Origin of the sequence: Sinorhizobium sp. P24N7 (assembly GCF_042436655.1) — a bacterium.
In the GTDB taxonomy this organism is placed as follows: Bacteria; Pseudomonadota; Alphaproteobacteria; order Rhizobiales; family Rhizobiaceae; genus Sinorhizobium; species Sinorhizobium meliloti_A.
Genome location: NZ_JBHMIW010000018.1, coordinates 43,981 through 57,366, shown reverse-complemented (window position 1 = coordinate 57,366; position 13,386 = coordinate 43,981). Strand labels below are relative to the sequence as shown.

Annotated in this window: 25 protein-coding genes and 1 tRNA gene; 12 read left to right on the top strand and 14 right to left on the bottom strand. The window is 62.7% G+C overall.

The window, feature by feature from the left end; genetic code table 11:
• Positions 1-270: 270 nt before the first annotated feature.
• The 13 genes from ACFHWW_RS27310 to ACFHWW_RS27250 all read right to left on the bottom strand — a co-directional run bounded on the left by ACFHWW_RS27310 (position 271) and on the right by ACFHWW_RS27250 (position 7,469).
• Positions 271-558, bottom strand: a complete 288-nt coding sequence (locus ACFHWW_RS27310) for a hypothetical protein (RefSeq protein ID WP_379942214.1) — start codon at positions 556-558, stop codon at positions 271-273.
• Positions 555-2,468: a hypothetical protein gene (locus tag ACFHWW_RS27305; protein WP_379942212.1), complete on the bottom strand. Its 1,914-nt coding sequence runs from the start codon at positions 2,466-2,468 to the stop codon at positions 555-557. The genes ACFHWW_RS27310 and ACFHWW_RS27305 overlap by 4 nt, the downstream gene beginning before the upstream one ends.
• 61 nt (positions 2,469-2,529) lie before the next feature.
• Positions 2,530-2,925 carry a hypothetical protein gene (locus ACFHWW_RS27300; RefSeq protein WP_379942210.1) on the bottom strand — a complete coding sequence of 132 codons (396 nt, stop codon included), beginning with the start codon at positions 2,923-2,925 and terminating at the stop codon, positions 2,530-2,532.
• 46 nt (positions 2,926-2,971) lie between these two features.
• Entirely contained in the window at positions 2,972-3,262 is a 291-nt protein-coding gene (locus ACFHWW_RS27295) for a DUF2158 domain-containing protein (protein ID WP_379942208.1), read from the bottom strand.
• On the bottom strand, positions 3,262-3,540 hold the full coding sequence (locus ACFHWW_RS27290) for a hypothetical protein (protein ID WP_379942206.1): 279 nt from the start codon (positions 3,538-3,540) through the stop codon (positions 3,262-3,264). Before ACFHWW_RS27290 ends, ACFHWW_RS27295 begins: the two co-directional genes overlap by 1 nt.
• 173 nt (positions 3,541-3,713) lie before the next feature.
• Entirely contained in the window at positions 3,714-4,382 is a 669-nt protein-coding gene (locus ACFHWW_RS27285; RefSeq protein ID WP_379942204.1) for a hypothetical protein, read from the bottom strand.
• Positions 4,383-4,598 carry a hypothetical protein gene (locus ACFHWW_RS27280; protein ID WP_379942202.1) on the bottom strand — a complete coding sequence of 72 codons (216 nt, stop codon included), beginning with the start codon at positions 4,596-4,598 and terminating at the stop codon, positions 4,383-4,385.
• A gap of 29 nt (positions 4,599-4,627) precedes the next feature.
• The gene (locus tag ACFHWW_RS27275; protein WP_379942200.1) at positions 4,628-4,915 is read right to left on the bottom strand and encodes a DUF2312 domain-containing protein; all 288 of its coding nucleotides are present in this window, start codon (positions 4,913-4,915) and stop codon (positions 4,628-4,630) included.
• Positions 4,912-5,202, bottom strand: coding sequence for a hypothetical protein (locus ACFHWW_RS27270; RefSeq protein ID WP_379942198.1), 291 nt, complete (start codon positions 5,200-5,202; stop codon positions 4,912-4,914). Before ACFHWW_RS27270 ends, ACFHWW_RS27275 begins: the two co-directional genes overlap by 4 nt.
• Before the next feature lies 1 nt (position 5,203).
• The gene (locus ACFHWW_RS27265) at positions 5,204-6,313 is read right to left on the bottom strand and encodes a toprim domain-containing protein (RefSeq protein ID WP_379942196.1); all 1,110 of its coding nucleotides are present in this window, start codon (positions 6,311-6,313) and stop codon (positions 5,204-5,206) included.
• Complete coding sequence (locus ACFHWW_RS27260; RefSeq protein WP_379942194.1) at positions 6,313-6,630, bottom strand: hypothetical protein; 318 nt, start codon at positions 6,628-6,630, stop codon at positions 6,313-6,315. The genes ACFHWW_RS27265 and ACFHWW_RS27260 overlap by 1 nt, the downstream gene beginning before the upstream one ends.
• Positions 6,627-7,178 (bottom strand): hypothetical protein, encoded by a 552-nt coding sequence (locus tag ACFHWW_RS27255; protein WP_379942192.1) that lies wholly within the window; start codon positions 7,176-7,178, stop codon positions 6,627-6,629. The genes ACFHWW_RS27260 and ACFHWW_RS27255 overlap by 4 nt, the downstream gene beginning before the upstream one ends.
• Positions 7,179-7,259: 81 nt before the next feature.
• The gene (locus ACFHWW_RS27250; protein WP_379942190.1) at positions 7,260-7,469 is read right to left on the bottom strand and encodes a hypothetical protein; all 210 of its coding nucleotides are present in this window, start codon (positions 7,467-7,469) and stop codon (positions 7,260-7,262) included.
• 139 nt (positions 7,470-7,608) lie between these two features.
• Between ACFHWW_RS27250 and ACFHWW_RS27245 the strand changes: the two genes are divergently transcribed.
• The 11 genes from ACFHWW_RS27245 (at position 7,609) to ACFHWW_RS27195 (ending at position 12,187) form a co-directional block, all read left to right on the top strand.
• Positions 7,609-8,184 (top strand): hypothetical protein, encoded by a 576-nt coding sequence (locus ACFHWW_RS27245; RefSeq protein ID WP_379942188.1) that lies wholly within the window; start codon positions 7,609-7,611, stop codon positions 8,182-8,184.
• Positions 8,185-8,492: 308 nt separating this feature from the next.
• Positions 8,493-8,789, top strand: coding sequence for a hypothetical protein (locus ACFHWW_RS27240; protein ID WP_379942186.1), 297 nt, complete (start codon positions 8,493-8,495; stop codon positions 8,787-8,789).
• Positions 8,786-8,962, top strand: coding sequence for a hypothetical protein (locus ACFHWW_RS27235; protein ID WP_379942184.1), 177 nt, complete (start codon positions 8,786-8,788; stop codon positions 8,960-8,962). The genes ACFHWW_RS27240 and ACFHWW_RS27235 overlap by 4 nt, the downstream gene beginning before the upstream one ends.
• The gene (locus tag ACFHWW_RS27230; RefSeq protein ID WP_379942182.1) at positions 8,959-9,222 is read left to right on the top strand and encodes a hypothetical protein; all 264 of its coding nucleotides are present in this window, start codon (positions 8,959-8,961) and stop codon (positions 9,220-9,222) included. The genes ACFHWW_RS27235 and ACFHWW_RS27230 overlap by 4 nt, the downstream gene beginning before the upstream one ends.
• Positions 9,219-9,497: a hypothetical protein gene (locus ACFHWW_RS27225; RefSeq protein ID WP_379942180.1), complete on the top strand. Its 279-nt coding sequence runs from the start codon at positions 9,219-9,221 to the stop codon at positions 9,495-9,497. The genes ACFHWW_RS27230 and ACFHWW_RS27225 overlap by 4 nt, the downstream gene beginning before the upstream one ends.
• Entirely contained in the window at positions 9,494-9,667 is a 174-nt protein-coding gene (locus ACFHWW_RS27220; protein WP_379942178.1) for a hypothetical protein, read from the top strand. The genes ACFHWW_RS27225 and ACFHWW_RS27220 overlap by 4 nt, the downstream gene beginning before the upstream one ends.
• A gap of 100 nt (positions 9,668-9,767) precedes the next feature.
• On the top strand, positions 9,768-10,964 hold the full coding sequence (locus ACFHWW_RS27215) for a tyrosine-type recombinase/integrase (RefSeq protein WP_379942176.1): 1,197 nt from the start codon (positions 9,768-9,770) through the stop codon (positions 10,962-10,964).
• On the top strand, positions 10,961-11,374 hold the full coding sequence (locus ACFHWW_RS27210; protein WP_379942174.1) for a hypothetical protein: 414 nt from the start codon (positions 10,961-10,963) through the stop codon (positions 11,372-11,374). Before ACFHWW_RS27215 ends, ACFHWW_RS27210 begins: the two co-directional genes overlap by 4 nt.
• On the top strand, positions 11,374-11,793 hold the full coding sequence (locus tag ACFHWW_RS27205; RefSeq protein ID WP_379942172.1) for a hypothetical protein: 420 nt from the start codon (positions 11,374-11,376) through the stop codon (positions 11,791-11,793). The genes ACFHWW_RS27210 and ACFHWW_RS27205 overlap by 1 nt, the downstream gene beginning before the upstream one ends.
• A complete protein-coding gene (locus ACFHWW_RS27200; RefSeq protein WP_379942170.1) occupies positions 11,790-11,984 on the top strand; it encodes a hypothetical protein in 195 nt (64 codons plus the stop codon). Before ACFHWW_RS27205 ends, ACFHWW_RS27200 begins: the two co-directional genes overlap by 4 nt.
• Positions 11,984-12,187, top strand: a complete 204-nt coding sequence (locus ACFHWW_RS27195) for a hypothetical protein (protein WP_379942168.1) — start codon at positions 11,984-11,986, stop codon at positions 12,185-12,187. The genes ACFHWW_RS27200 and ACFHWW_RS27195 overlap by 1 nt, the downstream gene beginning before the upstream one ends.
• A gap of 78 nt (positions 12,188-12,265) precedes the next feature.
• Here the strand turns inward: ACFHWW_RS27195 and ACFHWW_RS27190 are convergent.
• A tRNA-Thr gene (locus ACFHWW_RS27190) sits at positions 12,266-12,341 on the bottom strand.
• A gap of 194 nt (positions 12,342-12,535) precedes the next feature.
• Between ACFHWW_RS27190 and ACFHWW_RS27185 the strand changes: the two genes are divergently transcribed.
• Positions 12,536-13,309, top strand: a complete 774-nt coding sequence (locus tag ACFHWW_RS27185) for an NAD kinase (protein ID WP_018094900.1) — start codon at positions 12,536-12,538, stop codon at positions 13,307-13,309.
• The last annotated feature ends 77 nt before the right edge of the window (positions 13,310-13,386 follow it).

The window sequence follows — 13,386 nt, the reverse complement described above, 5'->3', positions numbered from 1 at the left end:
CGCGGCGCTTGAACTCGCCAAGCCACACGGCCCAGCTGGGCGGCCTGGTGCCCGCGGTAATGTACAAATCCTCGCGCCCGCTCAAGGCGCGGCGCATGCCCACGGCATGATCGGAGATCCTGACCTTCCAATAGCGCCGCTGGGCCTGGTCGCGAATATGGACATAGTTTGAGCGGCCATGGGCGTTCTTCGATCGCTCGACACGTATATATAATGTAGGGATGGCCTCTCTAAGCGCCGCGACGAACTGCCGGGTTGTCCGCTCGATCGCTAGCATAGTCCCTGCATCGCCTGGCGCTTGCGGCGGCGCTCCTCGGCGGCCGTCCACTCTGCGGCCGATTGTTCCTGAAAGGCGCGTTCTTCCACCAGGCCGGGATGAGCTGCCTTTATACGCGCGACCTCGCGAACGTAGCTTTTGCCACGATCGACGGCGCATCGGCCGCCTGCGATGTCGCCATCCATGCAGCCGAGCCAGCTTCCGTCGACCGCCCGCATGCTGTGACTGGCAACGTAGACCGGGCAGAAGCGCTTTTCCTTATGCGGGCAGCCCTTCTTCATGCTCTATCCACCCATTCGTCATAGGCCTGCAGATCGACCAGCACGCATGTCTTGGTCGCCCGGTTGATCTTCACCTTCTTCATCGTCTGCGTCAGGCCACGGGGGATTATCTCTCCCGGGCCCAGATAGAGCGCATCGGTCCAGCCGCCCCGAGCGAATTCGCTGTCGGCGAAGAGCCGGTTCAGGTTGTCGTCGCTCATAGGCACGGCCAGCGCATAGCCGGTACAGGGGTTATTGGGGTCGTTCTTCGGCACGTCGCGCACGCCGAGGCCGAGCAGCGCCAGGCGGGCGCGGGCCTCGACGATGTCCATGTCGGTCCTGTCTTTACTCTCCAGCGCCTCGATGACCCCGCCGACGGTCAGCCGTTCCCCGCTCTTGTAGGCGTCGAGCTTGCAGCCGAGCAGCCGCTCGATGACGTCCTGCCATTTCGGTGTCTGGTTGGCGCGCTCGGCGGCCGTCGCGAATTCCAGCGTGTCTTTCAGCGCATCGATGTCGAGTTCGCTGCTGCCGGCGGATTTCGCCATCAGGCCGCCGTCGATCATGCCCGGCTCGCCGACGGCCAGCTCCGCGCAGGCGAGCAACGTGCCATAGGTGTCGATCGCGCGGCTGTCGAAGTGCAGCCGATCGTCGGAAAGGATCTGCCGCCATTTCGGCAGGATCCGCGCGACGAAGTCGTGGTAGCCGTCCATCACTTGGCGCAGCAGCTGCCGGCCCCAATAGTCCTGCACCACAGGGCGCTCGCCATGGGCTTTCAGCGGGTTCAGCTGCATGATCGCCATGCGCGTCTTGTCCTGCTGCTCCATGTGCGGTTTCAGGATCGCGGTGAACATGAAGGCGTTGTGCAGTTCGAACTGGCTGGAAGCGCCGTCCGAGCCGCCGCGATAGCCCTTGTCGCCGGAATAGGCCTGCCGGGCGATTTCGATGATGGCCGTTTCTTTCGTCGCATTGGCCTTTCGCTCGAATTCGTCGACGGCGATCGGCCGGCTGTCATGGCCCATTGTTTGATAGATGCCGGCGGCCGTCGTGTTTGAGGTCGCAAAAATCGTGTTCTCGAAGAGCGATCGCACATAGCGCTGCAGCGCCGACTTTCCGGTACCAGGTCCGCCGGTCACGAAAATGATCGGCCGCTGTTCGAGCGCGCCGGAGAGAAATGCCGCAATGATCCAGCCGAGCGTGAAGATGGGATCGATGTAGCCGCGCTCCCAGTTCCACGTTTTCAGGTCCTGCAGGATCTGATGCGCCGGGCTCTCGCCAACCTCGATCGGCGTCTGCCAGGGCCGCATCGTGTCGCTGTCTTGGGCGTAGAAATAGCCGTCATGCTCGCCGGGGCGCATCCGCAGCACGTCGGGCTTCGGGACGATGCCAGGCTTGATGTCGGTCGAGAACAGATATTTGCCGGAGTGCCAGATGAAATTGTCGCCGCTCTTCCAACCGCCGCGGCCGCGCACGTTTTCGGACGGATCGAAGGTGCCGCGTCGGCCGGCCTCGGCAATGATCGCCTCGACGGCCTTGTCGCGGGCAACGCGGTCGACTTTCGGCGGGATGATCGCGCCGGTCTCCGGATCTTCCTTGGCCTTGGTGAAGGCCGGCCAAGCCCATTTCAGATAGTTGACATAGGGCGAGAACAGTTTGACCAGCGTCGGGTGATCCCAGCGCGAAACCTCATAAAGAAAGCCCGTCGCCGAAATCACATAGACCGTCTCGCCCTTCATGCCGAGCACGGTGATCGGGCAGCCAGGCGGCATCTTGTCGTGAGGGAACCCCTCCCACTGGCCAGCCTTGACACCGTTGCGGAGCAGATTGGCATCGGGATCGGAGAGGTCCCTCGCCTCTTCGAGATCCGTGAGGCCATCGAGCACCTTGGCACGGACGGCCGCGAGGCCACGTTGTTCTTTCGGTTTTCTGGTCATTGTCCGCCCGCATATAATAAAGAGTACCGCCGCGCCGTCTCACCAGCGCGGCGGGCATGGGTCAGGCCGCGTGAGTGCCTTCGACACCGCGCTGCATGCGGGCCAACGTGCGGGCGTGCAGCCAATGCATCGCCTCTTCGAGCTTCGTCAGCGCGAGCGCGTTTTCCCGGCAGGCATACGGCCCGGCCTGAAACGAACGCAGCCGATCGGCGACGATCGCCAGCAGCACTTCCTGCGTCACACCGTTGACGCCGGCCTCGTTGATGGGGCCGTTCTGAAACAGGATCTCGATCGACGTGTCAGCCTGCCGGCCTTCCGGGCGCGATGGGTTCGACAGATCGTGGTAGCCGAGAACCTTGTATCGATGGTAAGCGCCGCCAGCGCCAGGCTGGTCGAGAACCTGAATTTCAAGGCGGTCATTGGCGGGATTTACCTTGTGTTCCGTCAGTACTCGCATGCTCTTCTCCTCGTGTTGCCGCCGGCGGGATTGCCGGCCGGGTTGGTCAGAACGGGATGTCACGTGCCCAGTCGAGCAGCGGCTCATAAGGTTGCAGGCACGCCAGAGGGATCTGGTTCTCTTCAATCGTCGAGCCGGAGCAAAAGAGGCACGCGGCCGAGAACCCGCTGCACGAAATGCTTTCGATGACCATCCGAAATCCGCCGGACTTCAGCTGCACCAGGTCACCGATTTTGAAGGGCACGGGGTCGGGACCGGGTGCCGGAGGAAAGGGATCTCTTTGCTCTTCGGCCGCTCGCACGGTTTGAGGCTTGGCTGCTGTTTTCCTCGCCGCCATCAGCTCCGCCCTCCGAACGTGCCGAGCGTGTCGTCGACCAACTCCATCGTGGTGTCCTCGATCGGGATCGGCTTGCGCACCTGGGGCTTCGCGGCGGCCGCCTCGAGGCGGGCAACCTCGGCCTTCTCGAAGGCATCAATGCCGGCAAGCACGTTGACGAAGGTCTGGACGATCAGCGTCTCGACATCCGAAAGCTCCGGGGTGTCGATCAGCTTGAGGATCTTCAGCTGCTGACCGCAGACGGCGGGTGTGGCGCGATCCCTGCCGATCTCGCGCACCAGCGAGGCGATCGCGTTCGTCGCCCTGGAATTCTTCCAGCCGGCAAGCAGCGCAAGCCGCTGCTGTTGCGCCTGATCGAACTCCCAGAACTCGACCAGGTGATCGCCAACGGCAAAGCATGCCTCCTCGGCCGCCTGGACAATGCCGTCGATCGGCGAGAGCGACGGATCCTCTAAGTGAGTTTCCCGCCCCAGATCGCCGTCATCATCATCTCCTCCTCGATCCTGCGAAGCTTCTGCCGCGCCTTCATCATGTAGGCCATCGCGTCCGCCGCGTCGTCCGTCGTGTGGCTGAAGTCCGTCGCCGTTTTCCCCTCCGGCGGCAGGATCTCCCCCTCCAAGGGCGCCGGTTCCGGTTTCACCACCATCACCGCCGTCCCGAAGGTGCAGGCCAGCTCCGCCAGCTCCTGCGGCGTCTCCGCTATCGGCAGCTCCATCAGCGCCTGATACTGCGCTTCTGTCACCTCGATCGGCTCCCGGATCGGCACCGGCGTTTCCGTCAGCAGTCGAACCATCCGCGCGATCGCCGCCGCCGTCATTCCCGGTCCGACGATCATCGCCACCGTCGACGTCGCTCTCATGTCCGGATGATCCTGATCCGGAACCGTAAGTCTGTAGTTCGTCAGATCGTTCGGCAGCGTCATTGACATGGGCAACTCCATCGGTTCCCCCCGAGGATAAAGCCCCTTCGAGATCGCCAACCGATATTCCTGCTCCTGGCGACGCTCCACCGCTTCCTTTTTCGGCTTCGGTCCCGGTATCGGCTGCACCGGCGCCCTGCTCTTCGGCGCCGGCGTCAGATGCCTTCCCCGCGGCCAAACCACCTTCGACACCTTCCCCATCTAAAAGCCCCCCGTCCACCGTACCGCCTTCATCGTCGAGCAGTTCGCTCGCTGGCCGGCCTTCGCTATCCGCCGGAACACCTTCGCCGCGTGGCCCTGCCTGATCATCGATCTGCGGTTCAGCATCACCCAGCGGCCGAAGAGCCACCGCCCCCGTATCAACCTGCGCAGCCTGGCTGCCCGTTTGCGGCTGATCTGCTGCTGGATTTTGCGCATTCTCTTTGCCCTTCTTTGCCATGCTTCCTTCACTCCTCTTCTGCCGCCGGCACCATGCCGAGGGCCTGCAGGTACGTGTCGAGAAGCGCCTCCTCTTCCATGCGCTGGTCATGGTCCTGTCGGCGGATCGCGATCACTTTCTTCAAAATCTTGGTATCGAAGCCCATTGATTTGGCCTCGCCGTAGACGTCCTTGCGATCGTCGTTGAGGGCTTTCGCCTCTTCGTCCAAGCGCTCGATACGCTCGACGAAGGCGCGCAGCTGGTCACGGGCAATGCCGTGCACATCATCGGTGTCGCTGTTTTTGGGGTAGCTCATGGGTGCGGCTCCGGTTCGACCGCTTCGAACAGCCGATCGAAGATGCCGGCCGGCACGCGGCAATAGCCGCCGTCCTGACGCGTTGTAATCCAATCGCCGATTTCGAGCTCGATTTCGCAACCGTCGCCGTCGTTGACGATGAGGCGAGGCAAGTAGCCGTCGCCGGTTACGACGGGTCGCTTTGTAAATTCAGCGATCGCGGAGGCGCGGCCTGGTCCGCCCGTCCATTGCAGTGCTGTGATTTCCTCCGGGCGACGCCGAAAGACCCTTGGACCGTTCATGGTCACTTCAATCCTCCTGTATCAGGTCGTTGAAATCTTTCCCGATGTGGCTCTCGATGATCGTCATCGGCTTGCCGGCCCTCGAAAGGGCCTCCCACACCTGGTCGAATTGCTTGATCGCGGTCGCCTTCTCCCAGTCGTTGTCGCGGGAAATCACCACGGCCGAGATGCAGGGAAGGTCGATCGGCGCCGAGCCCATGGCGGAAAGGCTTCCGGCCGCCCAGACGCGGGCTTCTGGACAAGCGCGGGCCAGCGAAAGCCCGTCCTCGATGCCTTCGCAGAGGATCAAGGGGCGCGGCCTGGTCGCGGTCTCCGGCGGCTCGCCTTCCGGGCCGTGGGAGATCCGGATCATCGCGCCGCGCGCCTCGCCGAACATGATTTTGGCGTTCTCGTTCTGGCTGACGGGCAGCTTCTGGGGGCCGAGCGGTGACAGGAATGTCATGTGTACGGCCGCCACCTGGCCGGTCGCGAGCCGCATGGCCGAAAGCACGGCCGGAAACTTCGGGCCCGTTTGCACCTTGATCCGCCGGCCGTTCTCGTGGCGAAACTGTGCCCGAGGCCAGAATTCCTGTCCGGAGGAGAAACGGAAGGTGGCGAGATCGCGGTTCTCGATCCCTTCGAGCGGGCAGTGCCTGACAGCAAAATAACGCCGGGCATGGGTCTCGGCCGTCGAGGCCGAGCCGTCCTGATAGCCGGTGAGCCAGATCTTTTCCGCATCCGCCATCCGCTTAAGGCGGCGCTGCTCGGCGGTTTCGTCGGCCCGCTTGCGCTCGACCTTGGCACGCTCCGCCAGCTCGCGGCGCTGCGCCGGCGACATGTTGCGCATGCCGAGGAAATCGCGGGCCCAGTCGAGCGCTTCCTTGAAGTCGCAGCGGTTGACGTATTCGATCAGGCCAATCACGTCGCCCTTGTCGCCGGTGCGCCAGTCCTTCCAGGCGCCGACGTCGCGGTTGAGCGGCACCTTAAATTCCGGGCTCTGGGAATAGTCGCCGGTCACCGGATTGTGCGCGATCCAGAGCCGCCCCTGCCGACGGCCGTCGGGCAGCAGCTTGGTGCAAAGGCTCTCAATCCGCCGCTTCAGTTCTTCCTTGATCAGGGCGGTGTCGTTGTCGCGCATTATGCCGGCACCACGTCTTTAGGTGCTGGCGTCAGCATCCTCTTGAAGATGGAGATGTCGGTTTTTCGCTTCGTCAGCGGCCGGAAGCACTCGACCGCGTATCGGGCTTCCGCACTGAGCGGTCCGTCGCACTGCCGCACCGGGATTTCTTCGAACGATAGGAAGACACCCCGCTCGTCCGCGATGACCGCAGATACTGTCAGGATCTCGCCCATCATCGGCACGCGGACAGGCACGATGTAGCCCATAAACTCGACATGTCCGAATTCATCTTTGATGCAGACGCATTGCGCGCCCGGTACTGCCCAGTTGCTCATCCCTCAAAAGCCCCCTCTACGGCGGTGATGATGGCCTCGATCTCGGCATCGTTCTGCCGATCGTCCTCGACCTGTTTCATGGTGATGGAGACGTTCGCCTTGCTCATGCAGGCGGCTCGGGCGAGATCGGCCTGGTCGACGTGCAGATACTGGTTGGCGATGTAGAGGGCGATGCGGCGCAGCCTGGCAGCGCGCAGCCATTGCGGATCCGCGGTTGCCCGGCGCTGCGGATCCGCGTCGAGGATGAAAGTTGGCTTGACGTTGGCCGCCAGCGCCACAAAGGACACGGCGATGCGGTATTGTGCCGCCGATCGGCTCTCCCAAGGGCGCCTGCCGTCGGTCGACTTTTCTTTTTCCTCCATGCGCCGCTGGCGCTTTAGCTCGGCAATGGCGAGCTTGATGCGGTTCGCAGTCTTCTGTGTCAGCGGCCGATAACCGGACCGGATATTATACAGATATCGCGAGGCGAAGCCGGCAGCGCGCAGCACTTCGTTCTCCTGAAGGCCGGCTGCTCGAATGGCCTCGTCGATGTCGGCAATACAATTCATGATCAGCCTGCGAGTGAGGCCGTACGCGGTACAAATCGGCATGTGAAGGAAGGTCATAGGATTGGTCGGCGTCGGTGGCGCTCAGCCATCGCGCCGCACCTCCCCCTTGTCGTCGAACTTCTCTGGGAAGATCGAGCGCATGATCTTTGTGGTTGCAGCCTGCAGGCGCGAGTTCTTGCGGAGACCGGCGTAGATTGTCCGCTCCGGAATGCCGGCTATGCGGGCCAGCTCGGAGCGCTGCATGCCCCGCTCCTCACGCCAGTTGTCGATAACTTTCCATGTGAGTGTCATGGGCGATTCCCTTTTCACGTAATTCATGAAAAGAGTGATTTGCGTGATTTCGTCAAGTGAACGTTGCGCAATTTTTTAGTGAACGGCCTCACCTTAGTTTTGCGTTGTGGAAAATGGTCGTAGACAGCAGCTGCAGTGGTTGAACTTCGTCCTTGAAGCCAAGGGCTGGAGGGTGGCGGAGCTTGCCCGGCGCACAAAGACCAACCCGGCGACCTATTCGAAATTCCGAAACGATCCCGACAACAAGGCAATGCTGGAAGATGCGACCATCGCGCGCATCGAGGAAGCGACAGGGATCAAGGCCTATGAGCGTTCCGTCACCGGCAAGCCTCGCGGCCTGGCCGAGCAGGAAAGTGCCCGGTATGATGCCGAGCCGGTGCAGTCGATCGACGGCGCCGTGCAGGCGCTGAAGGCCGGGCGGAACGGCGTTGATCCATGGGTTCTCCGATCGCGCTGCCTTGAAAATATCGGCTATATGCCGGGCGACGTGATGATGGTCGACCTCAACGCCCGGCCGGAAGCCGGCGACGTCGTTTCCGCGCAGGTCTACGACCGCACCGGACGCGCCGAGACCGTCTTCCGGATCTTCGAGGATCCCTTCCTGATCGCAGCGACGATGGACGCCAACCTGATGAAGCCGCTCCTGATCGACAACGACCGCGTGATTGTCCGCGGCGTCGTCATCGCGTCTTTCCGCGAGCGGCGTGCCGCCTGATCGATTTCCGACATACACACTGAACTGAGGAGCGCTCCGGCGCTGCCTTCTCACACTCAACTGAGGAGCGCTCCTTTGCGTCTGGTCGCACTCAACTGAGGAGCGCTCCCAAGCTCGGAGGCACACTCAACTGAGGAGCGCTCCAATTTCGCGCGCCTTATCCCCAGTTTTAAAGCCGCCAGTTGATCGCCACTTCACCAATTCACTTCCACGAGTTTCACCGATTTCATGAATTAACGATTGCGAAGTCACTTTTTTGATGACATCTTCACCGATGCAGTGATTTGGCACTGATGGAGACGCGAACCATGAAATCCGAAATCAATGACCAGCTGCTGAAAGGCAAGGAAGTCGCTTCCCTGCTCGGCTGGACGCCGGAGACCTTCTCCCGGCATAAGAAGAGGCTGATTGCTACCGAAGGTTTTCCGGCGCCCCTGCCGTCCCAGTACTACTGGCGGTCATCGGTGATGCGCTGGCTCGAAACCTACGGCGACAAGAAGGCCGCGGCGACCGCGTCTGCACTGGGTAAAAGTATTGCGTCCATCCGTGTGCACGACGACCGCCAGGCGCTCACCGAAAAATATGTCGGGAGCAACGCCGCATGAGCATCAACATCGCATGCCGCTGCGGCCAGCACCGCAAGGATTACGCCGCCTACCTGCTGATGCCCGCCGTCGCACGACACGCCTTCCGGATCGAGATCGAGACATGCCGCGGCTGCGACGATGTAGATCGCGCGCCGGCCGCCCGCGTACACGAGGAGGCACGCCCGCAATGAGCACCCCCCTCTCCGAAAACCCGGCCGTGCTGAACCCGCGCAAGACGCTGTCCCAGGCGGAACAGAACGCGCTCGGCGCGATCAACTTCTTCAAGCACCAGTCGCCCGAGGCCGGAGGCTGGCGCATCGGCAACAAGCGCGTTCATGTCCGCACCATCACCGGCCTGCAGCGCCACGAGCTGGTGAAGGTCGGCAGCCGGATCTCGCTCACGCAGGCGGGCCTGGTCGCGGCCGAGCGGCTGAAAGGCGGCGGGAGATGACGGCCGCCAACGAGGATCCGCACGCGCTGCTGTGTGCGCTCGAGGCGCAGGGCGCCAATCACGACGCCTTGACGCATCAGCTGATCGCGCACCTGCGCGACATGGTCGAGGCCCGGGAGGATCTGGAGCGCCTGACCCGCATGCAAACGATCGGCCGCGCCGCCCGCACGGCCCTGATCGCCGAGGCGGCCGCGCTCCTCGTCGAGCACGGAGAAGCGGGCGAAGTCGTCACGCTGGCCCGCTACCGCCGACCGAAACTGAGGCTCGTGCAATGACGGATCTGCAGATCATCCTCGTGATGCCCTTCGCCGTTCTCGCAGGCCACGGTCTCGGCTTCGGCTTCATCTTCCTCGTCTCACGGCTCGACGCGGCGTCGCGCGCGCGCCAGCCGTCGAGGGTCGCCCCGCCCGCCGCCTCGCGGGGCGACCACCCTTCCCTGCCCTGACCGCTCCCCCAGTTCGCCCAGCGGTCAGGATTGAGCCCGGCGGTTTTTGTTTCGCGTAGCCGCCGGGCTTCCCGTGTCAACGCGTATGGAGCACGCGCTCATGAGTACCAAGAACAACACCCCAAGGATCAAACACGTCGCCTGGCGCGATGGCCGCCCGCGCTTCGAGCCGTCGCCGACGCTGCGCAAGCTCGGCTACAAGGGCGAGGATCTGAAAGTCGAGGGCCGCTGGATGACGGCCGGCGAGGCGCTGGACTGGTCGAACGCCTTCGCCAAGCAGCTCGCCGGCGAGAAGCGCAAGGCGCGCATGAAGAAGACCGGCCGGCACGAGCCGACGCCGGTCCCGGCCGCGCCGGCGTTGAAGCACACCTATCCCGTCCGGCAGCTGTTCGACGACTGGCTGAACGTGGAAAAGAACCCATCGCTCGCCGATCTCGCTGAAAACACGGTGCGCGACTATCGGCAAAAGGCGCGGGTTTTCGAAAACCACCTGCCGGACGTTTGGGGATCCGAGGCCGAGGCGCTGACGAAGCCGATCTGCATCGGCCTCTATGACGTGCTGCGCGCCAAGGCCGGGATCGCCAGCGCTGCCGGCGCCATGCGGATCCTCGGCATTGCGCTGCAATGGGCGATGGACCGCGGCCGCTTTCCGGAAATGCACGTCAACCCGGCGCATAAGCTCCGGATGAAGGTGCCGGATCCGCGCATCCGCTTCGCCACCAAGCAGGAAATGAAGGTCCTGGTCGAGACCGCCGACGCCATGGGCGCTCACGAGATGGGCGACATGTACACGCTCGCCGTCTGGTCGGGCCAGCGCCAGGCCGATCGCCTCGAATTCCAGCTCGCCGGCCGCGAGCGTGGGCGCATCACATTTCGCCAGGGAAAGACGAAAGTCATCGTCTCGATGCCAGAGGCGCCGGAACTGCGAAAACGCCTCCTGGCGGCCGAGCAGAGGCGAAAGACGGCCGAAGTAATCTCACCCTACGTCATTCTCAACGAGGAAGACTGGAAGCCTTTCAAGGCCGACCGCTACCGCCGGCGCTACGAGGACATCCGCCGCGCGGCCGCCAAGATCCTGCCGAGCCTCAAGACGCTCCGCGACCAGGACTTCCGCGACACGGCCGTCACGTGGCTTGCAATGGCCGACTGCACCATCCCGCAGATCTGCGCCATCACGGGCCACAGTTTCAAGACGGCCAACGACATCCTGAAACACTATCTCGCCATGAACCCGGAACTGGCCGACAGCGCCATGGCGAAGATGATCACCTGGTTTGAAAAGGAGGAAACGAAGTGAGCCTGCAACACTTAGCGCAGCGACTGGCGACGGCCAGCAGACCGTCACGGGTGATCGACGCGGAACTCGCTTGCTTTTTCGTGTTCAAAGATCTCCGCCCGGCAGAGCCGAATGACTTCGATGGCAAATACGGTTACAGCGCCGGCAACATCAAGGTCGAGCACGGGTTCCTCCAGGCGGATGCCTACACCTCCAATATCGACGAGGCAATCGCGCTCGCCGACCGTCTCTTGCCTGGCGTGTGGTACCTCATGGCAAGGGGGAAGATGCGCGCTCACGAGCCGCTATACGGCGCCCGCCTGATGTTCGGAGACGAGGTCATAGGCGAAGGCGAGAGCGACCACAGCCAGGCGCTGGCAATCTGCATCGCCATCATCGACGCTCTAAAGAAACAGGGGGAAACGAAGTGATGACACTAACCGACGCGATACCGGAAGACGTGATGAGCGTGGGGGAGGCGGAGCCGGAGAGCTGGACCCAGTTTCTCGATGAGCTGGAGACGTGGTGCTGCGAGCTACCAGATCGAACTTCGCCGGCAGACGCTCCGGAAATGATGCTAATCGATCGCGAAGAGCTTCACATGATCGCTGGGAAGGTTCGCGACCACCTCTACGCCGCCCTTCCATCCGAGCCAGCGGCCGTCGCGGACGTGGTTGCTTGGATCTACGAGGACGAACTTCCGAAAAGCTACCCTTACGACGCGATGTTCCCGTATTCGAAAGTGGACGGAGTGCGACTGTTCCCCGTGTTCGCGCCACCAGCCCCGCAGCCAGTGCCAGGCGAGAGCGATCCTCTCGGTTTCCTTGACTGGCGGAGGTACCTGAAATGATCAACGTCACGATCGAAGACGAGCTGATCGGCCATATCGAAAAGTTCCCCGGCAACCGTCCGGCAGAACGCTGGATGGCATACCGGCCGCGCGAGGCCGGTGACAACGGGACTTATCCCGCCCGCCGGCGCGGTTTCCCGACCAGAAAGGCAGCCGTCGATTGGCTTCTAGAAAAGGCGCCGGCGGCCTGATGAGCGCGCCTCTTCCCTACGTCTATCGGTGGGATCGACAAGGCCGCAAGGGCGAGCCTTGCGAAGTACTCATCCGGGCGAGGGCCATGAACAGTTGCCTGGTCTGTTTCGCCGACGGCTACACGATGGTGACCAGCCGCAACGCGATCCGGAAAAGCCGAGAAACAGTGGCGGCAGAACTGCCGTCCGACATGTCCGACTAAATCAAGTCGGAAAAATCGGACGGCATGTCGGAAGAAAAGTCGGAAACTATGTGAAAACGTTGCGCACCAAGCGTTTGATGGTGCCCCCACCAGGACTCGAACCCGGGACCTACTGATTACAAATCAGCCGCTCTACCAACTGAGCTATAAGGGCATATTAGGGCTGGGAGTTACCATATTCTCTCCCGGTGTAAAGCAAAAATGCGGCTTCTCCCAATTTTTCGGATGCGTTCGTGCCGAGGCCGTGCCAGAAAAAGCGACCGTGGCGTCTACAGCGCCGCCCGCCTAAATTGACGCGAAAACAAGCGGAAGCGCCCCTGCCCCCGCAATGACAGACGGACTGAGTTCATGGCCCGCAAGTTCAACTCCCTCGCCTTCATCGCATCGCCGGCAGAGGAAGCGCAGAAGGCGGCCGAGGATCTCCGGGCCCTCTACGGAGATCATGATGCGGACAAGGCCGAAGTGATCGTCGCGCTTGGCGGCGATGGCTTCATGCTGCACACGCTCCACAGGACGATGAATACCGGCAAGCTCGTCTACGGAATGAACCGCGGCTCGGTCGGGTTCCTGATGAACCGCTACAGCACCGAGAACCTGCATCAGCGCATCGCCAATGCGGACGAAAACGCATTTCATCCGCTCGAGATGCGCACCACGGACGTCAACGGCGACAAGTTCACCGCGCTTGCCATCAACGAGGTCTACCTTTTCCGCCAGTCCTACCAGGCCGCGAAGTTGAAGGTCATCGTAGACGGAAAGACGCGGCTCGACGAACTGACCTGCGACGGGCTGCTTCTGGCGACGCCTGCGGGCTCCACCGCCTATAATCTTTCTGCGCACGGGCCGATCCTGCCGTTGGAAGCGCCGCTCCTGGCGTTGACGCCCGTCAGCCCTTTCCGGCCGCGGCGCTGGCGCGGGGCGCTGTTGCCGAATCACGTGACGGTGGACATCGAAATCCTCGAGGCCGACAAGCGCCCGGTCAACGCCGTGGCAGACCACCAGGAAGTCAAGTCCGTCGTGCATGTCCGCATCGCCGAATCGGAGAAGCTCACGGCGCGGATCCTTTCGGATCCGGATCATTCCTGGTCCGATCGCATTCTCGCCGAGCAGTTTTCCAATTGAAATCTCACGTTGCAAGGCCGATATGGTATGATCACGGGCGGTAGCGTGCCTCGCGGTCCCGGCGTTCGGTTGCGAAG